This window comes from Ignavibacteriota bacterium, assembly GCA_016708125.1.
In the GTDB taxonomy this organism is placed as follows: Bacteria; Bacteroidota; Ignavibacteria; order Ignavibacteriales; family Melioribacteraceae.
In genome coordinates this window covers 2,656,530-2,682,783 of record JADJGF010000001.1, presented here as the reverse complement: position 1 = coordinate 2,682,783, position 26,254 = coordinate 2,656,530, and the positions used below count along the sequence as shown (strand labels likewise).

General features: G+C 29.2%; 24 protein-coding genes. All 24 read right to left on the bottom strand.

What is annotated here, in order from left to right; translation table 11 throughout:
- Position 1: 1 nt before the first annotated feature.
- On the bottom strand, positions 2-664 hold the full coding sequence (locus tag IPH62_11740) for a hypothetical protein (GenBank protein MBK7105945.1): 663 nt from the start codon (positions 662-664) through the stop codon (positions 2-4).
- A 73-nt stretch (positions 665-737) separates the two neighbouring features.
- Positions 738-1,121, bottom strand: coding sequence for a DUF423 domain-containing protein (locus IPH62_11735; GenBank protein ID MBK7105944.1), 384 nt, complete (start codon positions 1,119-1,121; stop codon positions 738-740).
- Between the two features lie 29 nt (positions 1,122-1,150).
- On the bottom strand, positions 1,151-2,152 hold the full coding sequence (locus tag IPH62_11730) for a hypothetical protein (protein ID MBK7105943.1): 1,002 nt from the start codon (positions 2,150-2,152) through the stop codon (positions 1,151-1,153).
- Positions 2,149-2,592, bottom strand: a complete 444-nt coding sequence (locus IPH62_11725; GenBank protein MBK7105942.1) for a hypothetical protein — start codon at positions 2,590-2,592, stop codon at positions 2,149-2,151. Before IPH62_11725 ends, IPH62_11730 begins: the two co-directional genes overlap by 4 nt.
- Before the next feature lie 23 nt (positions 2,593-2,615).
- Entirely contained in the window at positions 2,616-3,350 is a 735-nt protein-coding gene (locus IPH62_11720) for a hypothetical protein (GenBank protein MBK7105941.1), read from the bottom strand.
- Between the two features lie 74 nt (positions 3,351-3,424).
- Positions 3,425-4,630 (bottom strand): outer membrane protein transport protein, encoded by a 1,206-nt coding sequence (locus IPH62_11715; protein MBK7105940.1) that lies wholly within the window; start codon positions 4,628-4,630, stop codon positions 3,425-3,427.
- Between the two features lie 115 nt (positions 4,631-4,745).
- Positions 4,746-5,693, bottom strand: coding sequence for a hypothetical protein (locus tag IPH62_11710; protein MBK7105939.1), 948 nt, complete (start codon positions 5,691-5,693; stop codon positions 4,746-4,748).
- Positions 5,694-5,902: 209 nt separating this feature from the next.
- Complete coding sequence (locus IPH62_11705; GenBank protein ID MBK7105938.1) at positions 5,903-6,508, bottom strand: hypothetical protein; 606 nt, start codon at positions 6,506-6,508, stop codon at positions 5,903-5,905.
- Positions 6,505-7,308 carry a protoheme IX farnesyltransferase gene (locus IPH62_11700; protein ID MBK7105937.1) on the bottom strand — a complete coding sequence of 268 codons (804 nt, stop codon included), beginning with the start codon at positions 7,306-7,308 and terminating at the stop codon, positions 6,505-6,507. The genes IPH62_11705 and IPH62_11700 overlap by 4 nt, the downstream gene beginning before the upstream one ends.
- A 97-nt stretch (positions 7,309-7,405) precedes the next feature.
- Positions 7,406-8,347, bottom strand: a complete 942-nt coding sequence (locus IPH62_11695; protein MBK7105936.1) for an SUMF1/EgtB/PvdO family nonheme iron enzyme — start codon at positions 8,345-8,347, stop codon at positions 7,406-7,408.
- 29 nt (positions 8,348-8,376) lie between these two features.
- Positions 8,377-9,912 carry a bZIP transcription factor gene (locus tag IPH62_11690; GenBank protein ID MBK7105935.1) on the bottom strand — a complete coding sequence of 512 codons (1,536 nt, stop codon included), beginning with the start codon at positions 9,910-9,912 and terminating at the stop codon, positions 8,377-8,379.
- Positions 9,913-10,094: 182 nt separating this feature from the next.
- On the bottom strand, positions 10,095-10,679 hold the full coding sequence (locus IPH62_11685) for a TetR/AcrR family transcriptional regulator (GenBank protein MBK7105934.1): 585 nt from the start codon (positions 10,677-10,679) through the stop codon (positions 10,095-10,097).
- Between the two features lie 177 nt (positions 10,680-10,856).
- Positions 10,857-11,150, bottom strand: coding sequence for a helix-turn-helix domain-containing protein (locus tag IPH62_11680; protein MBK7105933.1), 294 nt, complete (start codon positions 11,148-11,150; stop codon positions 10,857-10,859).
- Between the two features lie 49 nt (positions 11,151-11,199).
- Complete coding sequence (locus tag IPH62_11675; GenBank protein ID MBK7105932.1) at positions 11,200-12,192, bottom strand: hypothetical protein; 993 nt, start codon at positions 12,190-12,192, stop codon at positions 11,200-11,202.
- Positions 12,193-12,368: 176 nt separating this feature from the next.
- The gene (locus IPH62_11670; protein MBK7105931.1) at positions 12,369-12,809 is read right to left on the bottom strand and encodes a hypothetical protein; all 441 of its coding nucleotides are present in this window, start codon (positions 12,807-12,809) and stop codon (positions 12,369-12,371) included.
- Positions 12,802-15,270 carry an ATP-binding protein gene (locus tag IPH62_11665; protein ID MBK7105930.1) on the bottom strand — a complete coding sequence of 823 codons (2,469 nt, stop codon included), beginning with the start codon at positions 15,268-15,270 and terminating at the stop codon, positions 12,802-12,804. The genes IPH62_11670 and IPH62_11665 overlap by 8 nt, the downstream gene beginning before the upstream one ends.
- Before the next feature lie 61 nt (positions 15,271-15,331).
- Positions 15,332-15,916 carry a hypothetical protein gene (locus IPH62_11660; GenBank protein ID MBK7105929.1) on the bottom strand — a complete coding sequence of 195 codons (585 nt, stop codon included), beginning with the start codon at positions 15,914-15,916 and terminating at the stop codon, positions 15,332-15,334.
- Positions 15,917-15,918: 2 nt separating this feature from the next.
- Positions 15,919-16,494 (bottom strand): hypothetical protein, encoded by a 576-nt coding sequence (locus tag IPH62_11655; GenBank protein ID MBK7105928.1) that lies wholly within the window; start codon positions 16,492-16,494, stop codon positions 15,919-15,921.
- A 12-nt stretch (positions 16,495-16,506) separates the two neighbouring features.
- Positions 16,507-18,171, bottom strand: coding sequence for a hypothetical protein (locus tag IPH62_11650; protein ID MBK7105927.1), 1,665 nt, complete (start codon positions 18,169-18,171; stop codon positions 16,507-16,509).
- A 2-nt stretch (positions 18,172-18,173) separates the two neighbouring features.
- Positions 18,174-18,836 carry a hypothetical protein gene (locus IPH62_11645; protein MBK7105926.1) on the bottom strand — a complete coding sequence of 221 codons (663 nt, stop codon included), beginning with the start codon at positions 18,834-18,836 and terminating at the stop codon, positions 18,174-18,176.
- Between the two features lie 8 nt (positions 18,837-18,844).
- Positions 18,845-19,924 (bottom strand): hypothetical protein, encoded by a 1,080-nt coding sequence (locus tag IPH62_11640; GenBank protein ID MBK7105925.1) that lies wholly within the window; start codon positions 19,922-19,924, stop codon positions 18,845-18,847.
- A 524-nt stretch (positions 19,925-20,448) separates the two neighbouring features.
- Complete coding sequence (locus tag IPH62_11635) at positions 20,449-22,710, bottom strand: S8 family serine peptidase (protein ID MBK7105924.1); 2,262 nt, start codon at positions 22,708-22,710, stop codon at positions 20,449-20,451.
- A complete protein-coding gene (locus IPH62_11630) occupies positions 22,605-24,101 on the bottom strand; it encodes a S8 family serine peptidase (GenBank protein ID MBK7105923.1) in 1,497 nt (498 codons plus the stop codon). The genes IPH62_11635 and IPH62_11630 overlap by 106 nt, the downstream gene beginning before the upstream one ends.
- 29 nt (positions 24,102-24,130) lie before the next feature.
- Complete coding sequence (locus IPH62_11625) at positions 24,131-25,816, bottom strand: T9SS type A sorting domain-containing protein (protein ID MBK7105922.1); 1,686 nt, start codon at positions 25,814-25,816, stop codon at positions 24,131-24,133.
- Positions 25,817-26,254 lie beyond the last annotated feature (438 nt).

The window sequence follows — 26,254 nt, the reverse complement described above, 5'->3', positions numbered from 1 at the left end:
TTTAATTATTCTGATTGTTAGAAAAGTTATTAAATTTTATTTTTTTCATAAAGCCCCAAGTAAAAGCCAAAGTCATCAATAAAAGCAGAGCAGCTAAAATCATCATAACAAATTCCGGAGAAAAAAATAATAATTGTTTATCAGACTTTAGAAATGTCAACGCAATTCCACCGAGACCAATTAATATTTCGCCAATAGTTACAAAGATAAATCCATTTGGAGCTTTGCCCATTCTTATTGCAATTATTGGAATAAGAAACACAGTTAATCCAAAAATAGAATGAACAGAGGCAATTGCAAAAACTTGTAAACCTCTTGGAACATCTGGAATAAATCTTGTGAGAATAATAGAGATTAATCCAAACAATGCAATAATTTTATAAGATTTACCTAATTTTTCTTTGTGGAATTCACAAACTAATCCAACTGCAAGCCCCATTGGAATTAGAGTTGTAACAACAATTATTTCCGGTTGTGGTAAAATATCCCAACCAAAAATGATAAGCAGTAATCCTGAAATTAATAATACAGTGAAAGAAACAATGTATGGAATATTGTGTCTTGGCTTTAATTCCTTTGAATTAAAATCTTGGTATAATCTTACAATAAGATAAATAGCTGAAAAACCTGTTAGTAGAAGAACAGTTTTGTCAAATAGATTCATATTATCTCCTCAATTAGGAAAATTGTGTATAAACATAATTTCTATTTTTGTTAAAGTTATTTTAAACAAATATTTATTTAAGTTTCACTTTGTATCCAGCATATGCTAAAGTGAACCATCCGCCAACCAATGCTGTTCCGCCAATTGGAGTTATATAACCCATTTTTAAACCTGTAAATGAAATTAAGAATAGACTACCTGAAAAAAATATTATTCCAAGTAGGAATAATATTCCAGAAATATTAAGAGACTTGGTTTGCGATTTACAAATGCCTAAAGCAAAAGAAACAACAAAAAGAACTAATGAATGGTACATTTGGTAGCGTACAGCTTTGCCAAAAGTTACCAAAGCATTATTTTGAACTACAATATCAGCACCGCCATGAGCACCAAAAGCACTAATTGCTACAGCTAAACCGCCTAAAATTGCAGCGGATATAAAAAATATTTTCTGCATTTAATTTCCCAAATAATTTATTCAAAATTCTAAAAGCTAACAACCGCTTGTAATATTGCTTTATGCTCTCGTTTATAGTTTTCTAATTGACTTGATAAAATTTCTATCTTGAAAGAAAGATTATCATGTATTCTATATCCAAAAGTTGCTGTATATCTATTTTGACAATCATCAGCACCATCAAAATCTCTATCCAATTCAGATTGCCAAGCGTCAAATCTTAAGCTTAGATAAATTGGCATTAAAGTCCATTCTATGAGTTCTGTTATAAGTTGAAAATAAACCCCATGATGAATATCATCAATCATCATAGTATCTTTGGTTCCTTCATAGATTCCTTTCGTCCATAAGTATTCGGATTGAAATTGGAATATCTTTGAGTTTAACTGTAAATCAATTCCATTTATCCATTTATTTGAATTGTTCAATTTTATTATTTCGGAAGAATGTGAAGCTCCAATTTCAATAGATGGGAATATTGTATATCTAACATTACCGCCTAAATTTACACCGTCAGAAAAACCATTAATAGCCCAAATATCAAATTTGAAATTGCCATGAAAAATATGGAAATCAATACCGATATCGTTCCATCCCCCAATGGTTTTTTCTATAACAAGCGGTTGGGTAATAGTTAATCTATCTGATGAGGCAAAAGACAAATAATCTAATCCAAAAGGTATATCAAATTTACCAAACAATAATGCAGTATGATCATAAGTTTCTTTTCTTCTTGGATGCAAAGCTGGTCCATCATTAAAACTATAATGAACAAATGCCATAGCCAATTCCATTTTTTCTGATTCATTGTTAAGAGCAACAGCGGTTCCAACAGAAAAATTTGTTTGGTGTGCATAGCTTACATCAAGCTCAAATTGGTTTATTTGAAATTGGTGTGAACTTTTTGAAGCAAAATTTTGAGTACTAATTACATCAAAAAAACCAGTTAATTCTGTTTGAGCTTTTACAGAAATATTTACTATAAGAAGAACGGAAATTTTAAGTAATAGAAAATTATTAATTGTTTTCATACTTTATTGCCGATATGTTTTACAAAATTATAATAATAAACAAAGCTGGAAATGAATAATGCTGTACCAATACCAACATAAATCGGAAGAAGTAGATATTTAGGAATTAATGATGTTGTGCGCATGAAAATTCCTAAACTCATCATAAATACTATTAGGAAGTACATTTTCCATCTTTGAAATGCAAAAACACAAACTGTTTCTGAATATGAATTGATTCTTATTATATTTTTTTTTGCAAGTTTGCTGAAACCAAATTTTGAAATTGAAAGTCCAAGAAAAATGCCAACAACATAAGAAGTGAAAATCTGCATCTTAGATAATTGCGTTATCCATCTTAGTGCAATCACATTTAGAAAAATCCCAGCACCATTCCATAATAATCCAGAGATTAATATTAGATACTTTTTTTTAATTGATGGTTTGAATTTATTTAGCACTTATCTACACTTTTGATTTTATATTATTCTAACTTTTTTATAATAAATGCTTCGTTAGGTGTTTCTAACAATACAATACGTACTTTTTCTTGCCAAAGATCACCAAAATTTATTATTTCTTCGGTTGAAGCCTTACCGCTAATAATCAATGGTGTTAATTTTGTCATTTCCGGATTTGTGGGAATTGCGCTTGCTTTATAGGAAACACAAACTTTTTGTTTTGTATCAATTCGTTCAAAAATTATTTCTGCTAGTACATCTTCAGTTGGTTTATTATTTAAATCGTACTCTAATAAATTATATCGACTAAACTTTCCTTTCATTCCTTTAAATCCAGTATTTCCAGCCGCCCCGGTAATAAATGAAACAACTTGAGAAATCGGTCCATTTACATTGTCATCTGGTGCACCCTTAATGGTAACTCTTATCGCACCACGTTCGGGAGTTTTATCTTTGTAAAGCTCATTCAATGCTAATTGTGTCATTTTATAAGCACCAGCAACTGCGGCACATGAATGACCGCTATATTCAATTATATCCGTATAATAATACACATATACTTCTTCAGCATTTGTAGCTCCAAGTGTATATGCCATTGGGTCTATTAACTTAATTGGTTCAACCTGATTAAAGAAATCCCGCTTAAAATTTGTATCACTTTTATTTATTTCACGCTGTGCATGGAATGTATTAGAAATAAAAATTCCAATTAACAAAATAAATTTGAATCTATTAAATATTTTTATATTTGATGACATCTGTTTCTCCTAATAAACTTCAAATTAATATGATAAGAGCCAGTTATTACTGACTCTTATTTAACAAATTAATATTACATCCTATAACCAAATTGGAAGAAAACTATATTTTGACTTGCCGCAATATTTAATGGTGCTACACTCGATTCTAATTCATTATGCAAGCCGTGAGTGAAAGAAATGGTTGAAGACAAATTGTCATTCCATGCCCGTTTTAGACCAATTGAAATATGATGTTCAACAACAGCAATTGATCCAAGATTGTTTCCAACATTTTCTTCTGTAATTGGAGTTGCCCCATAAGAATAACCAGCCATAATTGTCATACATTCGTTAGCATTTAATTTTGCTCCAATTGAATAAACCATTTGATCTTCCCAACCAAAGTTAACTGGAATCACCAAACCGGATGGAGTAGTTAAATCTATTTTATCTAATACAGAAGAGAAATTATACCACTTTAAATCAGCTTCAACTTGTAATTTAGACATTGGTTTAAACGCTATACCGAATGCAACATTTTGCGGACTATCCATATCAAAAAGATATACACCATCGCCACCAGCCATTGGGTGTAAGCTTGTACCATTGAATTCATATTCGCTAATATTTATTTCAGATGTATATGATAATCCTAATTGTAAATTAGGAAGTGCTTTGTATATTAAACCAAAGCTGCCACCAAAACCATAATTTTCTGTTTGTGGAAGAATGAATGCTGGAGTTTTTAATGATAAGGATTGTTGTGCAATTTGAATAGATGCAGCAATTGTTAGATCGTTATTAATTTTGTAAGCAATAGTAGGTACAATTTTAAGCAGCCCTTTTTTTGAAACTACAGAAACATTTTCGGGAAAAGGAGTGGTTGGATTATCAACTAAAGTTGAAGAAGGAAAATCTACTCCCATTCCGGAAACACCACCGGCTGCAACCCCAACAATTATTTTATCAGTAATTTTTGCAGCAAAACCATTTCCCATTCCCAAATAATAATTTGAATTACTTTCCGTGTTTTTTTCAAGTGGCGTACCTATTGCACTTTTGATTTCTCTTGGTGGATTTACAAATCCCAAACTAACATCAAATCCAATTTTATTAATTTCCAAAACACCAATTGCAGCAGGATTATATAGCATTGAAGGAGCATCTATCGGATCAGCAACTACGCTTCCACCAAGCGCCAACTGTCCTGCTGTAACTCCAATCATTTGATCTGCTTTTTGAGCAAAAATATTTGAAGTAATTAACAATAAGGTTGAAATGATTATAATTTTTCTCATACTAAACTCCATAAAAAGACTGTTTAGAATTTGAACAAAGATATAGAAGGAGCCTTTTCTTTCTATTATGTTCTCATTGCTAAACAGTCTCATATTATTTAAGAATTAATTAGTTTTATTTTTCACGAACATTGGAATCAATAAATAAATTTTTAAATATTGGAAGCAAAAACATTCCAAATAATGCTAATGACATAAGTCCACCGACTAACCATTCAAAAGAATTTCTTACAAAATACCCATCAAATCCAATTAGAGCCGTTGCCAAAGCTGTTGTAAGCACTGTGTAATATCCAAATTTTTTCTTCATTGCTAAAAATGGTATTGCAATTATCATTAAATATGAAGATGCATAGTTCATAAACCCACCAAGAAGCAAAGTAAGTGTGTTTGGATTATATATAGCCTCTTTTGTTTTTGCTAATTCTCCTGCATTAATTTGAGCTTGTGAAGTTGTTACTAAAGCAAGTGCATCATAGTGATCTAAATTTGTAAAGAAATTGCCAAGCGGATCAAACGAAGATGTATGAGTTAAATATTCTGGTATAAAGATAAAATAGCGAACGCCGTGTTGGCCATTCATAAAAACCATACCTGCCACAACACCCAAAAATGTATAAGGAATAATCTTAATAATTTTGTTTTTTATTGTATCATTATCTGCTAATAAAAATATATAATAGAATAAAAGCCCAAATACCATTGTCCACAAAACTGGTGCTGCTGGTGATATGCCAGCTGGTGGAGGTAAAATACCTGCAACAGGACCTTTTGAATAATCTGAGACTACCAATACCATCCAAGGTATCCACATTGTCATTCCAGCAACTGAAGGAATAGCAGCAAGTCCTAACATAGTACTTCTTGCCCATTCCTTACCATCATACACATTTTTTGCAATTACAATAGCCAAAGCACCGCCTAACCACAATACTACCATCCAAATACTATAAGTTGCTCCTAAAATTGGCACAGCAGGGTAAAAATCTGGATCAAAAGGAATTAACCTTTCCATAACATTTTCCAATGCAAATTTTAATGTTCGCATGCCTTGTGTTGGCATAATATACATCATAAAAATGCCGGCAATTACAGCGGTAACTGCCATAATTGTTCGTTGTGTTTTTGTTGTTTCATTGAACATCATTGTTCTCCTGAGTTATTTAATGAAAAAGAGCTTATGAAATAATTTCATTGTACTCTATTATTTAAATTTTTAACTAAATTTTGAAAAGAATATTTTGTTCATTTCCATGTTGCATTATTAAAATTTTAATTGGCCCTTAAACCAATAACAAAAGCTAAAGTTGTAAAAAAGAGAACAGTTGGAAACAACAATTCAAAATATTTCCTATTGAAAATTGGTTTACCATTTTTAATAAAAACTAATTGAAGTCCAGCAAAACTTATTAGCAAACTACCAATACTTATGAAAATGTATGTTGTTGATATTTCACTTTGTAGTATAAATGCAACTGGAAGTAATAAGATAACAATACCCGAAACTCCATAAATTAAACCCAAAGAAAGAGACGCGAACCTACCATTACCATAAAATCTAAAATATATTGATATAAGAAAACCAATTATTATAAAGACTAAATATGGCGTATGATATTCTTGAATTTTATTTTCAATCATACCTAAGGAAAAGGTTAACGGTATCAAGGATGTAATTACTGCTACAAAACTATTTTCCATAATTTCGAAACCCATCAAAAGCAATAAGATGCATGCTAATAATAAAATTCCGAATGATACTGTAAAGTAAAATGTTGTTAAATTTGAATAGAAATCCATTCCACTTATTATTTGATATCCAGAAATATGCCCTGTTAATAAAAATAATATCCGATTTATTATACGGATTCGTTTCATAATGTTCCCAAAACCACCAATATCATAGCACCAAGCATATAAAATGATGCATATTTGAATAATCCGAAATTAATTATTTCAGAAGGTTTGTAAATACTTACACCAGCAAGTCCGATTATTCCAAATGTTAAAACAGAAAACAATCTTAGGTAGCCCCAAGAGAGTCCGAGACCAAATGCAACAGTTGCAATGGATACTGCTGCACCAAAACTTGAGATTGCAATAATTACTCTTGTTTTTTGTTTTCCATAAGTGGAGGGGAAAGTAGGTATCCCTGCTAAATTATAATCTTCAAAATATTTTATACTAAACGTAAGTATATGGGTTGGTATCCAAAGTAGTATTGAAACTGAAAATAATACTCCAATAAAATCTATTTCACCTATTCCTAAAGCACGTCCAGCTAATATTGGCATTCCTCCAGAAATTCCACCCCAGACAATTGACCAAGCAGTTTTTCTTTTAAGCCACATTGTATATATAACTACATCAATAAATAAACCAGCAAATATAATTAGACCGTATAAAGGCGACATACTTAAAGCAATTACCACACCAATAGTTGAAATTATTAGCCCAATTTTAAAAACCTCATTTGAATCAATTGTGCCGGAAGGAAGTGGACGGTTTTTAGTTCTATCCATTTTAGCATCAATGTCTCTATCATACCACATATTTAGAATTGTACTACCGCTAATTGTTAAGAATAGGCTTACTAATAATCCAACAAATGTTTTCCATGACATTATTGGACATCGGGCGCTTATATATCCTGTAATACCAGTAATTAGCAAAAGCATTGTTTGAAGACTCTTGATTAAAGGTAAATAAATCTTTAGGTTTTTTGAAATCAGTGTTTTTGTATTCATTCCTAATCTCCTCATATAAAAACATGATTTAATTATTTTTTTCTACTTTTTTAACACACCTGAAACCAACTTGCGGACTGTAATATGTTGGATGTGCACTATTATTTTTCCAAACTCTTAAATCAACTTCGTAAGTGTAGTAACTGCCGCCTCGTAAATAGCGGTAGTGTTGATCTTGATAATCGTCTCCCATCCACTGCCAAACGTTTCCTGCCATATCATATAAACCATAGGGGCTTTTAGATTCTAAAGTTTTGTAACCGCTATATGTTTTCCCATTATAAAAACCAACAGGTGTTGTATTGCCCAGCTTATCGGAGATTTTTTCCAATAGATCAAATGAGGAATAATAGTTAGCATTATTTCTGAAAATTTCTTTTCCCCAAGGAAAAGGTAATCCATGTCCATCTATGATGTTAACGCCTCTCGCGGATTTCTCCCATTCTTTTTCAGTTGGTAATCTAAATCCATAAAATTGACAATAGGCATTTGCTCCATACCAAGTTATCATTGTGACAGGATGGTTGGCATATTCAGGGATGGCTTTAAATTTCTCATTTTCTAAAACTAAACGTAATCCTTCAATTTCAAGCGGCATGAGAAGTTTATTACCTGATTTCATTTCTTCTTCGTGCTTAAAGTTATTAAAAGGTTCTCCTTTATAGTTTCCCAAAACACCTTTTACTAATTCTGTTTTGTGTCCAGCTTCGACTTCTACATTACCAATATTAACTTTCCCGGCTGATATAGCTTCATTTAGAAAATTTGCATATTGAGAGTTAGTAACATCAGTAATCATAATTTCAAAATCATAATCAATATTTGTCATATGATCGTGCTGACCAAAAGGGAATTCACCAGATTTAACAATTGCCCAAGTGTCCGAATCTATACCAGTTTCTATGAATGGTGGTTTAACCGAACCAACATTCGTATCTGATTGACAACTAACAAATGACAGAGATATCAAAATAAAAGTAAATATTGACAGTATGATTTTCATTCTGTTACCTCCTTCAAGATATTATTCAATTCCTCTAACTTTCTTTTTTGTTCTTCAATCTCCTCTTCGGCACACTTTTTCTTTTCTCTTGAAAACTCTTTTAACCAATATCCTTTTGTTTGGAATAAATCATATAGTCTCCAACCCATAAATATTGCAAATATTATTAGAACAATTGCTAGCCCAAAATCCATTAATAACATTGTTGTATTAACAACTCCTTGTTGATTTGTTTCATCAACAAACAATCTTTTCATTGAAAAAATTGTTGCTGCTCCAAATGCCAAATCTGATAGAATAATTACAGACCATCCAAACCACTTGCGAACTTTTCCTTTTAGACCGGACAAATCAGCAAAATACATAATAATTATTGTTGCAATTAGGGCTGCCAAAATGTGCCAGTGACCAGTTAAAGTTATTCTTTCCTCTCTGTGGGGCCAAACACGAAAAATCTTTTCGAGTTTAATAGCTAGAAAAATTCCAACACCACTTACCGTAAAGTTCATAAATACCATTTGCCAGCCAGGTCCAAATTTTAATGGATCGCTCAAGAGTGCTTTAATTTTTTGAAATACGCTTGGTTTTTCTAATTTCTCGGTACCTTGCTTTATTAACATTCCCCAGCTATAGATTACAAACAGAAGTGCTGCAAACATTACGAATACAGAACCGACATAAATTGTAGTATGAGCCCATTCAATCCAGACAACAGAAAGAGCTCCAAATGTTATGGTTATTGTTCCAACAATCATTAATGGCATTGCGATTTTATGTAATTTACCACTAAATTTTAACCAGTGACCTACAATAAGTGTAATTGCAACAGCAACAAGTGTAAGCATTATGTGTAAATGACCAATAATTGCTTTTTGCAAGTAAGTTTTATGCGGATTTCTAATTAAATCCTCGCCAAGAAAAGTTTCATGTCCATTTCCCCAAAAAGATCCAGTAACAGCACCAAATGATGCGGAAACAAGCATACAAATTGCCATTACAAAAAATGCCATTCTTTCCAAATCAATACCTTTTTTTGAATGTGCAAAAGATGAGTTTTGATCCAATAAATATTCTTTTCTCCAAGGATTTAATGCCACAACAAGTAGAATTCCAGCAAAAAAGACTAATGATTGACCGAGAAGAAAAAGACCGTGAAAAATGAAGTTATGTCCCCAATATGCAAATGCCATCCCAAAAATTACAGCAATTAAATACCCAATTGTAATTGTTCCATTAATTATGGTTTGTTCATGCTTTTTCATGCTTACAATTTCAGTTATGAAATAGACTTCAATTGCTACAATTGTCATCGCAATTGTGTGATAAAGCATTATTATACGACCTTCTCTTTCGGCCTGAATTAACTTTAGACCAAGCAAGTTTACAGTAATGTCTTTTATACCCCATTCAACCATTGGTCCAGAAAGCGTTCCAAATATGGCAGTTATTAAAGATACTACAGCAATGGCTACAAGTGTCAATCCACGTGTACTGCGAAAGAGGTAATCAAATCTTTTTACAGAAGATGCCATAGTTTTTTTACCCTATTTTTTTGAAAAATATTTATATGTATGTGAATATTCACTTACGTTTAATGTAAAAAATTTTGTGTTATTAAAAAATTATTATTTTTTGGATTTTGTCATTTTCACAAGTTTCAAAATTGATTATTAATTTTCAAATTGAAGAATTTTAATAAACGTTAATCTAACATTTATGCTTTTAGAAGTTCTTTAAGACTCTCTAAAAGAATTTTACCTTCACTTTTTATGTCAAATTTATAATTAGATAATCTCCATTTTGTAACAGTATAACGAATTGATCCAATTATTATTTTAACAATCTGTTCTATTTTAATATTATTAAGTTTTATTTCACCATTCTCTTGTCCACGTTTAATTATACAAGTAAGAGAATCCTCATGCATTTTTAATAATTTATAAACTTCTATTGAAAGTAAACTATCATTCTGAAAAATTGATTCTGAAAATATGACTGCTGATACGGCGGGTTTACCAGCAAAATAATTAAAATGATGTTTGAATATATTCTCCATATCAGCTAATGCAGAAATCTCTGAAGAACAAGCAATTTTTAAGGTGGGTTTACACTCTTCTTGAAAATTTTTAAGTATTCCAAGTAAAATTTCTATCTTACCAGTAAAATGGCGGTAAATAGCTCCCTCGGTTACCCCAAGTTTTTGAGCCAAATTTTTAATTGTAAATTCTTGAATGCTTTTCTCAGCAATTAATTCGATTGAAGCATCAATTATTTTATTTTGTTTAATTGTATATATCATTTTACAAAAGTAAGTAAACGCATACATACAATATAATTTAATTGGACATTCTTGTCAATAAAAAAAATATTAAGATTTATAAAATTGATGGCATAATCGAGAATTTATTGTGCGTGATTGAAAAATTAAATTATTTTTCTTTTATTTTAGAATTTCGAAATAAATATTATTTTAAGTTTAATTGTGTATCAACTGATGAATTTTACTATATTTTGACTCCTTAAGAGCAGCTTGAATTCCCTTTCTTTCAAAAAATATTCGCTTCCCTAATCGTTTGTATGGTATTTTGTTTTGAGCTTTCCATTTATTCAATGTTGAAGCATGGATTCCTAGAAATTCGCATGTTTCTTTAAAATTCAGTATCTCCTTTTGCTGGTCTTCATTATCTTTTTTCTTGATTACTTCTGTAATTGCTTGCTTTATGATAGCATAAAGTTGATCGATTTCTATTAAAACAAATTTGTTTTCCATATTCAATTTGAGTTATTGATTTACAAATTATTTTTTAAAGAATTAAATTTTATATTCTATTTGTTTTGCATTTGGGATCACAGAAACTTTTTATTATTGGTACTTCACATCCAAATCCTTTGTAGTCTTTTGAGTATGCCCATCCAACTTGTTCTTTTATTTCTTTCTTTGTGATTATTTTTTTTCCATTTATTGGTTTGTTTTTTTGCTTCCAATCATTTAATATCTCAATTGTTTGTTCCTTTGGAGTTCCTATTCTTTTGAGGTTTATTGCCAACCTGAAACTTGCGATTCTTTGATCAAATGTAACTCCATCTCGTAATATTTTTTTTGCACAAATTGGTAACCCAAATTTTGAATTTCCATAGTTTATTGTACTTGATTCCTTTGATTTACGTTCATTTATTATATCATTGTTAGATATTATTGAGTCTAATAATTGTTCTGTGTTTATTTTGATTGAGTTTAGAAATTCCCACTGATTTGGGTAAGATTCTAATTTAAAGTTTGGATGAATAAAAACTGTTTTATTCTTTGAAATTTGTTTTCCAAATAATGGCGCATTGATAAAATTTCCATATGATCCGCGATCTGTGATTGAATCTTGTTTTGGAAAAACTTCTGTATTTATTGAATCAATTTCCATTAAAATAAATTTTATAACTTGCCTTACTTTTTTAGCATTTATTCCATCCTTTGGGAAGAACAACCAAACATGATATCCTTTTGATTTGCTTTTTTCCAGATACGAAGATAATCCATAGTGTTCTGCTTTTTTAATGAACTCTATAGGTGGTCTGGGATCAAGATTATCAAAGTCTGCAACTGCAACAGATGTTTTATCACTAATCAGCGGGTAGAATCCATATGGTTGTTTTCCCTTCAGATGGTTTTCGATTACCTTTTCTGTAACTTTCCCTTTGATCTGCCAGTGTTTTCCACTTTGTGTACTGTATGTACCATATACATTTTCTAATCCATGGAAGAGTGAAAAGAATAATCTTATTTTTTCTTTGTCTGATAATTTTTCGTCATCAATCATTTTAATCAATTGTTTTATTGATTTGTGGTTTCAAAGTCTAAATCGTTTCACTGTTAAAACGATTTGGGCTTTAACAATGATTTTATTGATTGATTTGTTTCAATTTGCTGTTGAATTATTTCTTTTAGATATACTGCTTGTTGAATTTTAGTTAGGCTATTTGGTTCTGAAGAAATTTATGAAGTTTTATTTATCTGTTCTACTATTTTAAGTTTCGATTCCCAATCAGCGTGTTCAATTTTAGTTGTGTAAATCCATTGTAAATATTTTTCTTTTTGTTCTTTTTTGAGTGATTCAGATGTAGTTTCTAGTATTAGAAATATTCCTTCTTTTTTGTAATTATGTATGTCAAAGATTGCTCTTTCGTAACCTTGTGATCCGTCTGCAGAATAATATTGGTTTAAGAACCAAACTAAATCCGAGTATTGATTATTCGTTGTTAAAATTATTTTATTCTTCTTTAATTTTCGTATTAAGAAATAAATTATACTTTTTAGTTTCCTTTGTGAATTTACTTGCTCCGTAAACAAATAAACTTGGTTGAATATTTCATCGATTGGTTTGTCAATTTTTTGTTTAATTAAATCTTCATCCAGAAGTTGTAGTATTTCAGTCAAATTCATCATATCCAAATTTAAAGTCTGATTTATCAAATTCTAATTCTTCAGTTATTCTTATTGGTTCTGTATCTATTCCGAATCTCTTTAATCTTTCATTTACAATTTTCTTAACTGTACTTATTGGTTTGTAATATTTTTCTTTGGATTTTTTGATTATTTCTTTTTTATAATTTTCGTCAAGTATTTGTTTTGGTTTATTAGTCTCGAATTTTATTATTTGTGTTCCGATTCTTGAGAATGCTTCGCCAGTCTTTAGCGTTAGAATATCTTTTACTTCTACTTTTGATTGTAAATTATTTATTAGGTTTTTTGCATCGAATAAATCTACATTAAATATTATGGATGAACCCATACTTAATAACGCATCTCTTTGATCCGTATTGAATTGATTTAGAAACTGATGTGCAAAAGTTAGATTTATTCCGAATTTTCTTGCATCGGTTATCATATCTTCCAATGTATCCGGTGTGAATTTGTGGGCTTCATCGCAATAAATACTAAATGGATTTCTGTAATTCATATCAATGCTATTTCTTGAAATTGAATAATTATGTAAAGTTGATAACAAATATGATCCTAATATCTTTCTTGTATCCGGTCCTACATTTGATAGATCCAGCAGTAATATTTTATTTTGCTCAATTATCTCGTTAAAATTTAATTTGTTGTCTGGTTGTGAGAGCATTAATGAAACTGTTTCATCTGAGTTTAACAGCATGCTTAATTTGTGGTGTGATGGTGCAAAATCGTCCCGTTTATAGCTTGGAAAATCTTTCTGCCAAAATCTTTTTGCTACCTCATTTTCAACTGCATTTTTTATTATGTCGGTTAATATTCTTTTTTCTCTGCTCATGTTTCTTGATTGTTCAAATATTATTAGAAGATCAAATAATGTTGAGTCTTCGATGTGCAGCAATCCGTTAAATCCGTTTCTTAACAGATGTTCAAGTCTATGTCCCCACATATTAGTTTTAATTATACTTTTGAATGAAGCAAGTAAATCGTCTGCCGTTCTGCCGATACTTTGATTATTTATTCTTTTTAGTGGATTCCAAATTGGGATATATTCAGTATTTCCGAAGTCGATATATATTGTGGATTCGATTTTATTTTCCGGAATAAGTGATAATACTCTTTGTATTGTATCTCCATGAGGATCTATTAATGCTGTACCAATATTGTTATCAATATCTTGCAGTATTAGATTTTCCATTAGTGTGCTTTTTCCGCTTCCGGATCTGCCGATTATATGTATTCCGGTTTTTCTTATTTGATCTGTTATTCTTACCGGAATTTCTTTATTTGAGTATTTGCTGTAACCAATTATTATTCCTTCTTCTAGTTCTTTTTCTATTGGTATTGTTTCAATATTTGCTAAATAATCCATATAAATGTTTTTATCTGTGAAATGACTGATTGCTGGAATATGTACCAAGCCGGATAGTTCTGAAGAGTTTAATAGAAATCCGGAACGATATGTTAAATTATTTTCAAACATATTAATGATTTGTTGGTTATCAATTTTTTCTAAATATTCATTTTGTGTTATGTAGTTAAGTTTGTTTCCTCCGTGTTGGAATAAATTCATAAAAGAAGTTAATCCGCTTAAATTAAAATTATCATAATTTGTTTGCGCTCCCACTCTGATTGAAACTGAAAAGAATGGTTTGTCATTATGCGCTTTTGTTTCTATATCACGAGCCATATTTCTAATGTCGCCCGAAGGTAACTGCTGTTTTATTCGTTGATATGATCTCGGATCATTTATTGTTTTACTCATGAATTCCAAATCATTAAGTATTTCTACATTTTGATGCCAATTGTTTTTCACCGGAATAAATAATATTTGCAGAAATCCTTTTATTTCATTTGGCAAATTTGTGAGCGCAAATATGAATGTATCATATGGTGAATTTACTATTTCACTTGGTCTTGTAAATAAATGATGATAAGGCGGTTGCGGGTAAAAATCTCTGAAATACATATTTTCAAATTGTTTTTTATTTTCTTCGTTTTGAGTAATAACGCAATTTGGATATTCGGACATTATTGCGAGTTTTAATATTTCGGAATCATTTCTTGACGTATTAATGTTAATATTGATTTTTTCTTTGTTTCCATTTATTTCAAAACATATTCTGTTTTCTATGGTGTTTAATAATTTTATAAATCTTTCGGCTTTTATCCAATCTAGTGCATGTTCTTTTGATATCCAGCAATTAAAACTTTCATATTCATTTGAGTAATGATTTTCTAATTTCTTATAATTTTGATTGTTCCGGATTTGATTTTCATTAGTCCAATTTATTGGATTTAGATATGTCGGTTCTAATTCAACCGGATAGTTATAAATTATTGGTGAACAACCCTTTTCTGCTTCAATACTTAATATGCTTTTTGCTATTGTTGAAATTGTATTAGCTTGTGATCTATTTATTATCGTTCGTTCAATTGACATTTGAAAATTAGTTTTTTCAAATTATAGTGGTCTTTTGAATGTCTTTGTTGCAGTGCGGGTTTTAAGAATTTAAATTTGATAATTCATTTATACGTTTAATCATTTTGGGATGTTCAATCAGAATATTTTTTAATGATATTGCTACTTGTAAAGGATCATTTACATAATTGTTTGGAAGTATATCTTTGAATTCATTCACATATTCCTTAGCTGTGTTTTCTCTTTCTTGCCAAGTCAGCTTTTCCACAAATTCGCTGATCTTTAATCTAATGTGTTGGTTATATAAATTATTTATCCAATTTTTTGCCAGTGTTTTTAATACTTGATATACTCCTCCTTCTGCTCCCGAATTCATTATTTTAAATACTACTAAATCTGTATCATCGTGATAAGTATTTTTTAATGTTTCTAATGCTTTATTTATTAAAATACCTTCATCAATATGATTTATTGAATTTGGATTATCAAAGAAAGCTGTCCATATTTGTTTCATAATATTTGCGAGCAGTTTTCTATATTCATTATATGTTTTTACAGTATTTTCACGCAGATTGTAATTTGAAATTACTTCTTCGATTTTTAATTCATAGGTTTTCCATTTATTGCCATATTCAATTTCATTTAATAATATTTTTAGTTTTGTCATTTTTACATTCTTCTGAATAATCTTGATTCTGTTTTAATTTGTTCTACAAATAATCTAATCAGTTCTTCGTAGTTTCTAGCATATCTTTCCGGATTATTTCTATCCAAATAAGTTGAGTCATTTATTTTTTTTAATATTTCTTTAATAATTTCTACTTGTTCATTCCAACTGCTGGGGGCTATGTATTTGTCTATTACATCTCTGAAATGTCTTTCGACCGCTTCTTCTTTCATCGCTTCCATAATGATATCCAGTATTAGTCTCATGCCTCCGTTCATTCCGGTTCTTCCATCGGAATATGCATTTAGTTTATCAAGTCCTTTTCTTTTATATTGTTTTTCTATTATTTCTTTTGCCCGTCCGGCTGATTCTGCTCTTGGTAATGATCCCCCGTTTGATATGCATTTTGTAAAATGATAGTTATAATAATCTGCTATTAAGTTATCAAATGTGATGTCGTTTGGTACGGTTATGCTTGATATCCGGTATTGTATTCTTGCCTCGTCATGTTTTTTTGTTACATGTTCCAGGATATATGTTTCGTCTAAATCTTCAAGAATATTTTTTAAGATGCTCACTTCATCCTCCTTTTATAATCTTGCAAATATTTTGTTTAATTGTTCTTTGCTTTGTGAATATGTTCTGATTATTTCAATATAATCATCAATATATTTATCCGGGATTAGTAATTCTTTGTTGATTTTTAAGTCACCTTTTTCCCTATTCATTATTTCTTGAATTAAAGATTTTTTGATTTCATAATTTGTGGGATCAATTTCATTTATTACTGCGTTTACATAATTTTCTTTCGTATCTGTTTTAATATACCTTGTAATATCATCAAGTATTGTTCTAATTCCTCCTTCAAACCCATTTAATGCATTTATAATTGCTTGTTGGTATTCATGTTTGTACTTATATGTTTTCCGGAATAAATTAAGTGCTTCAATTTGAATTTTTTCTTCATCGATATTCATATTTGAATTATTGATTTCTTTTAATACAAAAAGGTAAAAACTGCTGATCGTTTCAATTAGTTCTTCATATGTTTCAACTTGATTTTTGTCTAATGTATATTTTGCCCTTGCTTCATCAATTTTTGATAATAAATTTGTGTCAATGTTATATGGGTTTATTTTTTCAAGTATATAATCTATTATTTGTTTTTCTCTTTTTTCCTTAGTCCAATTTTCATCTAAATTATTCACCAATGAATTAGTTTTTATTTTATCGTAAAAAGCTATTTCATGAAGTTTTGTAATGTCTTCGTATTCATTTTCATTGGCGTACTGTATGAGTTCCAAGTATTTTGATTTAGGTACTATTGGAAATAGTTTCGCCATCTTTTTTATGGATAAAGGTAATGATCTGATAATTTTATTTAGCTGTATTCCGAAATTATTGGGATACTTTTTATTATTTATAAAATAGTCTAAATATTTATTTATCAAATGATGTACTTGATTTATTTTTTTTGTTAATATCAACTCTTCAATTACTTTCCAGAATCTTTTATTGTTTTCTTCAACTAGGTAATTAAATATTTGATCTGAATATCCTTCGCCCATTATTTTTTGTTTTTCGAAATAATTCATATCAAGAGAACTATTTACGATTGATTCTATTGTGACTGCATTTTGAATTAGTTCAAATGTATTTTTTATTTCTATGAGATTTATATTTGTTCTTTCCTTTCTTAGTTTTGAATTGGATGTATCATATTCTTTTGGTTTTAATATTTTTAATGAATTGTCCCCATCCATTGCCGGGTATATAAAATTATTATATTTATTTTCAATTACTACTGCTTCAAGTTTTTCTGAAAGTCCTTTGACTTGTGATATATCTCCTTTTTCTGATGATATATGTCCGGTAATTACAGTTTGATTGTCAATCTTTAATTTTAATGAAGCTGATAGAAGTGCTAAGAATATTGGTGCATCGGCTGAGTATCCGTTTATTGCAAACTCCGTATCACTCGAAGATGTTGCACTAATATTTTTTACCGATAATAAATATGTTTGTTTTTCTATTCCGAATTTTTGAAATATATCATCTAAGTGTGGTATTATAATTTGTATTATGTGGTTTTGTATTTTTGGATCAAATTCAACTAACCCGGTGAATTTTATTCTTTCACTTAGGTTTGTTTCTATTATGCCCGCAATTATTGATGTAATAATTGCTTTGCCTTCATTGGCAACTAAGACTGTATTAACTCTGCCTATTGGTTCAGGTTCAATATTATCATTCATTTCTATTCTGTTCGAATTTTAATTTTTCCGTATTCTAATCCGGTGTATACTTCTAATTTTACTTCATCTTTTATTAGTTCAAAAACTAGACTTGGCTTTTGTTCAATTTCGTCAGTTTCTGCGGCTAAATTATATTTGAACTTATGTCCTTCAATATCTAATACCAATTGATCGTTAGTCAATTGTTCTTGTAGTAATTTTCTTCCGTTTGATAATCTAAATTCATATATGCCGGGTTCTATATTTGTAATGTTATATTCTTTTATTTTTTCATCTATTGTGATTTGATTAAATAAATGTCCGTCTTTATAAATTTCAATCTCAATTGCGTCTTTATTTTTAAATGCTTCAAATATTTTCTCATATTCTAATTTATATTCTGTTTTAATTTTATTAAGTATTGTTTCTCTATCCGTTTCTGATAATTCAATTTTGTTTGTGACTATTTTTACAATTAACTCTTTTAAATCTGATTCTGTTATATTCTTATTTTGATCATAACCGCTTAAAAGAAATTGATTGAACTGCTCATATCCTTCTTTATAACTATCTTGCTTGCGTAAGTTTTGTATCTCAATTATTGCTTTTTTAATTGCTTCTATTTGATTTTCCTTTTCCATTGCATTTATTAAAATCGGTATAAAATATAAATTATTATTACTCATAATTTAACCTATACACTCTTTTCTAAAATTCTGTTTACAACTGCTTTTATTCCTAAGGAAACTGTAAGTTCTGTAAGTATCGGATTTTGCATTATTATTTTTGCGATATTTTTCCAAAGATCCGGCACTTCCCCGCCTTCATTCTTTTTCCAATCACTTCCGGCAAATCTGCTATACGTTGCTTTTGTTATTCCAAATTCTTGCGCGATTTTTATATCGCTTTTCTTATCATATAAAATATCTTCTAAAATTTTTATAACTAAGTCTTTAATTTTCTCTTTCCCTAGGTTTCTGATTGCTGGTCTTTGCTGATCCGCTGATCTTGATTTTTCGTCCGCAATTAGTTCTGTAAAGTTTTCCGGATACTTTTCTGATTCTGTATAAATATTTTCATTTTTATTAGGATAGTTTTCTACTTCTGAATAATCAACTTCAATGTAATGCCCGAACCAATCGTCTATTTCTTTTTGAACCCGATATTTTTCATTTTTTTGCAATGGATTTGGATCTTTAATGTTTTTATTTAGCCACTCAGTGAAATCCCGGCCATCTATTCCTTGTGGTTTTTTTAGTTCAATTGTTCCAGTTTGTAACTCCCATCTGTATCTTTGATATAGTCTATTTGACATTCTGCATATTTCCAGCCAAGAATATTTAATATGTCTCATTATCATTCTTTTCAGAAGTTCTTCAATTTTAAGTTCTACATCAATCTGAGTTGCTTCCTTGTTTTGCTTTTGGTATTCCAATATTTGATTTAGCAGTTCTTGGTATTGGTTATTGCAGTATGGTCCTTCTATTAGCTCTTGATTCGTTTGTAATACTGAAAACTTTTGCAGTGTTCTGTTGTAGGTTAAATCTAATTTTTCTTCTAAATGCTGTTCATTGCGTGATATTGTGATTATTGCAAAGAAATTATTATCTCTTAGTTTTTTGAGGAATTCCGGGAGGAGAATTCGTTTATTATAATAAGCAATAACTCTTCGATTGGATAAAAAATAATTTAGTACAGTCTCATTATTTTCTAAAACAATGTTTTTAATTAATTCTAATGTGGCTTTTGAGCCATATGTATCTTTAACATTCATTTTATAACCATTTTAATTGATTATTCAGAATCATTAAATAGTTAATTAAAGAATTAATTTTTATTCCAATTAAAATAATATAATTAGTAAATGAAAAAGCTACAATAGATAAAATCGTTTTAATGCCGTTTTTTTTCGATTTAAAGTTATATTTATTTTTGTTGAGGATATGACCTTTATTAAATAATTGTTGAGTATAAACTAAATTTTAGCACTTATAATGATGTTTTATACTTTACTTAGCATTTAATTCCATTATATGATCAAATCAAATTCTTTATTTAATTAATTTTTATTTAATAATAACTTTTTAATTGTTCCATTTTGATGTAGTAAGTGAGCACCGATTATTATGGTTCTTTAGGTGATATCTCAAATAGTGAAAACAAAGTCAATATGTTCTAAACTATTGAAAGAGATACTAAATGTAGTTACTTGGTTTCTTTGGGGTATTTTACAAAAAATATTAAGTCCTATGCTACCACATTTAATTTCATGGTAGCATAGAATAATTTTAACGAGTTTTACTTTAATAGCATAAGTTTTAACGTTTTTGAAAAGTTCTTATTATTTCCTTCAATAGAATTTGCATTAAATTTCATTAGATAAATTCCGCTTGAGACTTGTTCACCATAATTATTTGTTCCATTCCACTCAAGTTCATAAACACCGGAAGTATTTGAAATATCATTAAAACTCTTAATTTCCTTACCCATTATATCGTAAATCCATATTCCAATTTGAGAATTATATGGTATATTGTATTTTATCTTTGTTGTTGGATTAAATGGGTTGGGAAAATTTTGAGAAAGTGAATATTCTATTGGTATAAATTCTTCCTTTGTTTTTTGTAATTCCTCTTTACCGTTATCGTTTTCTGAATTTGGAAAATTATACAAATGTCCAAGACTTACAATTGTCCCTTTATTAACTTCAAAACCGATAAAATTAGTTTTAATTTTGATCTTACCAGATAAATTTAAAATTGGAATCACTATTTGTTGTCTATTTAAATTTTCATTTTTTTGACTAATATCAATTTGATTTGCTGAATTAAATAACATCTTCCCACTTTCATCCTCAACTTTTACATAAAGTGAAACTGTATTTTTATCATTTTTAACCACATTTTGAAAATTAGATGAATTAATATTGAAGTCAATTATTAATTCGGAAATTTTTTCATCAAGGTCGATTAATTCCGATTCTTGAACGCTAAACGCATCCTCAATAGTCAAACTCTTGTCAGACAGTTCAAAAGGAATCAATTTTACATTTTGTTCTGTTTTATCAACTTTACGAATCTTTATATCATGTAAAACATATTCAACAAATGATTCGTCGGGTTGAATAAATGCTATTGAACGTGAATAATATGCTTCATTATCTACAATTTCATATTCTTTTGATAATGTTTCCGAACTCATCTGTACAGTCCAAGGTAAAGAACTTCCGCTTGTATATAAATACTTTGATTGCGTACTTCCAATTGAAATAGATGGTGAATTGGCATTTGATGTAATATAAGTTGGAGAAGACCAACTACTACCATTATACCTTGTTTTATATAGATAATTTGAAGCATTATTATATATAATATCTACTTTTGATGAATTGATAGCAGAAATTGACGGTCTATATTGATCACCAGTACCAATTGACCAATATTGAAACGGCCAAGTTCCATTTGCTGTTGAATTTTTAGTATAATATGTTCGTGGACTAGTCGGATAACCATTTGAATAGGTATATCTTGTCCAGGCTACATGCACCGAACCTTCAGTTGAAACACCACATATTGTTGGATCGGTATTTAATGCTGAACCTGGTACCATTGAAGATAGATTCGTACTTGAACTCCATGAACCATTATAGTCTTGATATTTATAATATACATGATTATTAGCACCATTATAAGCAGAAACATTGTAAGTTGATGTCCCACATGACGCTAATGAAGGAGAAAAATCAGTAGTTGCTCCTATTATATTATTTGTCCAACTACCCGATGTTGGATTAGATGTTGTAGTAGTTTTGGCAGATAAACCAGAAGTTGAGCTATATAACACTGTTTTACGACTTGCTGGAATACTCATTGTAATTACTGGATATGGATTTGATGTCGATACTGAAGATGCGAGAACATACCGATATGTAGAAGTCCAAGTTGAACCATTATCTGTACTCATTGAAAAATAAATATCATAATTTGAACCATTTTTTCTCTGCCAAACAATCATAATCTGGTTTGAGGAACCTAAAGCTATTGAAGGGTAACTATTATTTTCATTAAAATAACTGATTTTAATAGGCGTTTGCCAAGATGTTGTATATTTACGATAATAGATTTCTCCACCTGAAGAAAATACAATATGATAATTACCCGATCCATCTCTAACTATTTTCCTTTGTGAGTTTGAACTAGTTGCAGTATTAATTATAGATTTGTTTGAATATGCATGTGTTAGCAACAAGGACTGATATGCATTAACACGTCCATAACCGAAATCTGAATCGAATCCAGTTGTGCCCATATCATCAGCAGAATTCTTTAAAATATTACTAACTTCCACTTGTGTTAATTGTGAATTTAACGATAATATTAATGCAGCAACGCCAGAAACTTGCGGACATGCAGCAGAAGTGCCACCAAAATTTGCTGTATAATTTTCATTTGGTGTTAGAGTGCCAGGTACCTGCCAAATCCATTTTTCAAAATATGTAGGGTAGCAGTTACCATATGTCCCATTATTCCAACCCCTTTCATCAGGAAGTCTAAAGTCCAAACATCACCTTTTAACTCATATATAGCATAACCATTAGGTGGATTTGGTGGATCAATCATAATAATATTTTCGCCCATATCACAAACTTCAGTGTTATAAAAAAAATATAAATCACCACTTGGAGCTACAAGATCAAGTTTATTATCTCGTGGACTATAATACTGAATATTATTCGACTTATTAATTGCACCAATTGATAAAATACCAGGTATATTTGCTGGAAAAATAGTGTATCCAAAATTATTTGGTCTATTTGCACTATTACCTGCAGCTGCAATTACTATACATCCCTTACCATTTCTTCCATTCGTTAATGCGTCTTCAAAAGCATCTCTAATAATAGGAGACCAATTTGGATTTGAAGATCCTGTGCCCCAACTATTACTAAGAATATCTGCGCCATTTAATACCGCGTAATCAATTGCATCAGCAATATACCCTTCTGAATAGATATGTTTTGGACCAAATATTTTGAGATACATAATTTTAGAATTAGGTGCTACTCCTGAAATACCAAAGTTATTTTGACTAGCTGCGATTATACCTGCACAAGCAATCCCGTGATTAAAGTTACCTTCAGGAGTAGGATCGTTATCTATATTGATATAATCGTAACCATTTACAATTCTACTATTCGGTAAATCTTCGTGTGAGACACCTCCTTCATCTAAAACTGCTGTTATTACAGACGAAGAACCTAATGATAAATCCCAAGCTTCAAGACAATCAATATCTGTATCATTAACCCCACCAGTTTGACCAGTATTATGTAAGTAATATTGTTTAGCAAAATAAGTATCATTGATTGATAAGACATTAAATGGTTTAAAAAAATCTGGTATTGACCAATCTAAGTTAAGATTTTCATAATATATCTTGGCAACTTCCAAAACTGAAAAATTCGATACTGAATTAAGGCGTAATCTTATTTTTTTATTATTATTTATTAATGTTTTTACAATACTAACATTATATTTTTCATTTAATTTTTTTAATTCTAGGGTATCAATCTCATAACTAAACTTAATTATAAAATTATCATATGGTATTATTTCAACATTATCTTGAATACAAATGTTTTCTATTTTTTCAATAAAATCTAAGTTTTTAAATAAACTACTTTTAATTTCCTTTTTTACATTATCCTTAAAATAGATAGCATAAAAATTTTTTGCATAAGTTTCATTTAACTCCTCAAATCTACTTATATCATTATCATTTTTTAAGAATTCTCTTATCTCTTTTTCTTCGAATTTTAAATTAAATTTTATAACAAGACCCCTTTCAGAAATTTTTAAAATTTTCTTATCATTTTTATATAAATAATAGTCTATTTGTGCAATATGTATATAGCTTAAAAATATGAATAAAATTAAAAGATTAAGTCTCATAAAAGCCTCCTTAATTATTTAATTAAAATTTACTTGGTCTTTAATTGATGTATTTTTGTTCTAAAGTCAAATTCAATCCTATCAATAACACTTCTTTTGTTTAAGTCAATTATAAAAAGTAAATAGTCTCCATTACTTGCGTATAATTTATCCTCTCTTGTGTTTAAAATAATTATATCAGTAGCAAAACTATGTCCAAAAGGAGTAGCTGATATAATGTCTACTAAAAAATAATTTTCTGAAAATAATCCTTCTGACAGATTATAGAATATTCCTAATTTCCCTGATGGTCTTTGTTCTATACTCAGAGGTTCCCCGGGATCTGAATTACATAGAAATGCACCATTAGATGCTAAAACAACATGGCCAAGATGACTATATGAAGTATAATGGAAAGAACCAACAACTGAATCATTTGAAATATCATAGGAAGGTCCGCCTGCAAAGTAAATATAGTTACTAATTAGATCGACTTTAAAACTGTCAAAAGGATAAAAATTTATCGCAGAAACAGTATCAATTGTGCATGTTGCATAATTATATCGCATCAATGTATAGTTGTTAGAAAGAAAATAAAATATTGAATTATTAGGACCGAAACTTAGGCTTTGATCACTAAAAACAGGATCGTAAATATCTAAAGTATCTATCCAAATAATATTCGATGTAACAGTATCCAATATTCCAATTTCTCTAAGTGTATCATAGGGATTTGAAGCTATAACTAGCGGAATAGCATTTTTTTCATAAAAGATTTCTGCACTTTTTGAAAGTATAATCTCTTTTTCTTTAGTTAACACATTAACAGAGTAAAGATAACCTGTACTATTAATTAGACCTTTTCGTGTACAAACAAATAATCTGTTTCCCTTATCAAATACTTCAATATCCGATATTTGTTCTAAAAAGCCACCAATACTATCAATAAATTTTCGTTTTTCTACGTCAAAAATTTTTAAGTATTGCTGTCTTTCTCCTTTATTACTTAGATATATCAAATGATTATCTACGGTATCCTTTTCCACTTCGAATTCTATAATATCATTATTTTTTACTTCAACATTTAGAAATTCTTTCCTTTTTATGAAAGGTTTTGTGTATGGGCCGTTAATAATTTCAACTCTGAATTTAGCAGTTTGTCTAAATAAAAAGGAAGACAAGTTCTTTGTATGTAAAACGAATTGACTTTTAATAGTATTATAAAATGTTAGTTCAGAAACATTTAAAAAAATCATTTTTTTAACAACAGTTTCTGTATTTGTCGCAAGTTTATAAAAATAAATTCCAGCTGTTACTTTTTCTCCAAATTTGTTTGTTCCATCCCAAATAACTTTATGAAGGCCTGGTGAATTTAATCCAATTTTATAATCTTTTACTTCTCTTCCCAGTATGTCATATATTTTTATGCTCACTTCTGATGGGTTATTTTGTTTATATTGGATTGTTGTGATTTGCGCAAAAGGATTAGGATAATTTTGATATAATTCAAAATTGTTGGGGATGGGAGACGAAGTTTCTTCAATATCAGTAATTATATCAATTTCATAATTTCCTAAACTATCGCTTAAAGTTGTAAATTCTTGTGAATATTCATCAATAAATGTAATTCTCGCATTTTTAACATTTATTGTATCTTCAACTGAAATTTTTCCAGTTACTTTCAAATTTTGACAATAAATTATTGAGGTTGTTAGAAATAAGACCATAAATTTCATATTTAATACCCTTAATTAATTTTTTTCATAATTCTTAAATTCATGTAAACCCGCAAAAATATCTGTTCAAGTTTAACATTTTTTTACCTCTTATATAAAAATAATCATGTGTTGTTGCAATAGTAAAAATTGGTATAAAAAAGTAGTTTATCTGAAATGTTAGATAGACAAAAATGATGAAGTAACTATGCCAAATATTATAATTTAACATTGTTTTATTTTTAAAATTAAATATATATACAAAATATTTTTATTTAAAACATCAGTATAACTACTTACTTCAAAAAATCTATCCGAAAATAGAAAAATTAAATAAAAACTGGTTTTTTGTATTTTAGCAATTATTTAAAATTAGTATGTAAGTATAATTAATTAATATTTTTTTAGAATATCGAAATCGGTATGTAAAAATTTTATGATAAATCTTATACATAATAT

Excerpts from the sequence above, each read along its gene's own strand:
- IPH62_11700 (MBK7105937.1), bottom strand. The coding sequence starts at position 7,308 with ATGCTTTTGCTAATTACTGGTATTACAGGATATATAAGCGCCCGATGT.
- IPH62_11685 (MBK7105934.1), bottom strand. The coding sequence starts at position 10,679 with ATGATATATACAATTAAACAAAATAAAATAATTGATGCTTCAATCGAA.
- IPH62_11735 (MBK7105944.1), bottom strand. The coding sequence starts at position 1,121 with ATGCAGAAAATATTTTTTATATCCGCTGCAATTTTAGGCGGTTTAGCT.
- IPH62_11660 (MBK7105929.1), bottom strand. The coding sequence starts at position 15,916 with ATGACAAAACTAAAAATATTATTAAATGAAATTGAATATGGCAATAAA.
- IPH62_11680 (MBK7105933.1), bottom strand. The coding sequence starts at position 11,150 with ATGGAAAACAAATTTGTTTTAATAGAAATCGATCAACTTTATGCTATC.
- IPH62_11720 (MBK7105941.1), bottom strand. The coding sequence starts at position 3,350 with ATGTCATCAAATATAAAAATATTTAATAGATTCAAATTTATTTTGTTA.
- IPH62_11650 (MBK7105927.1), bottom strand. The coding sequence starts at position 18,171 with ATGAATGATAATATTGAACCTGAACCAATAGGCAGAGTTAATACAGTC.
- IPH62_11710 (MBK7105939.1), bottom strand. The coding sequence starts at position 5,693 with ATGCCAACACAAGGCATGCGAACATTAAAATTTGCATTGGAAAATGTT.
- IPH62_11630 (MBK7105923.1), bottom strand. The coding sequence starts at position 24,101 with ATGAGACTTAATCTTTTAATTTTATTCATATTTTTAAGCTATATACAT.
- IPH62_11645 (MBK7105926.1), bottom strand. The coding sequence starts at position 18,836 with ATGAGTAATAATAATTTATATTTTATACCGATTTTAATAAATGCAATG.
- IPH62_11715 (MBK7105940.1), bottom strand. The coding sequence starts at position 4,630 with ATGAGAAAAATTATAATCATTTCAACCTTATTGTTAATTACTTCAAAT.
- IPH62_11705 (MBK7105938.1), bottom strand. The coding sequence starts at position 6,508 with ATGAAACGAATCCGTATAATAAATCGGATATTATTTTTATTAACAGGG.
- IPH62_11665 (MBK7105930.1), bottom strand. The coding sequence starts at position 15,270 with ATGTCAATTGAACGAACGATAATAAATAGATCACAAGCTAATACAATT.
- IPH62_11625 (MBK7105922.1), bottom strand. The coding sequence starts at position 25,816 with ATGAAATTTATGGTCTTATTTCTAACAACCTCAATAATTTATTGTCAA.
- IPH62_11740 (MBK7105945.1), bottom strand. The coding sequence starts at position 664 with ATGAATCTATTTGACAAAACTGTTCTTCTACTAACAGGTTTTTCAGCT.
- IPH62_11640 (MBK7105925.1), bottom strand. The coding sequence starts at position 19,924 with ATGAATGTTAAAGATACATATGGCTCAAAAGCCACATTAGAATTAATT.
- IPH62_11730 (MBK7105943.1), bottom strand. The coding sequence starts at position 2,152 with ATGAAAACAATTAATAATTTTCTATTACTTAAAATTTCCGTTCTTCTT.
- IPH62_11690 (MBK7105935.1), bottom strand. The coding sequence starts at position 9,912 with ATGGCATCTTCTGTAAAAAGATTTGATTACCTCTTTCGCAGTACACGT.
- IPH62_11675 (MBK7105932.1), bottom strand. The coding sequence starts at position 12,192 with ATGATTGATGACGAAAAATTATCAGACAAAGAAAAAATAAGATTATTC.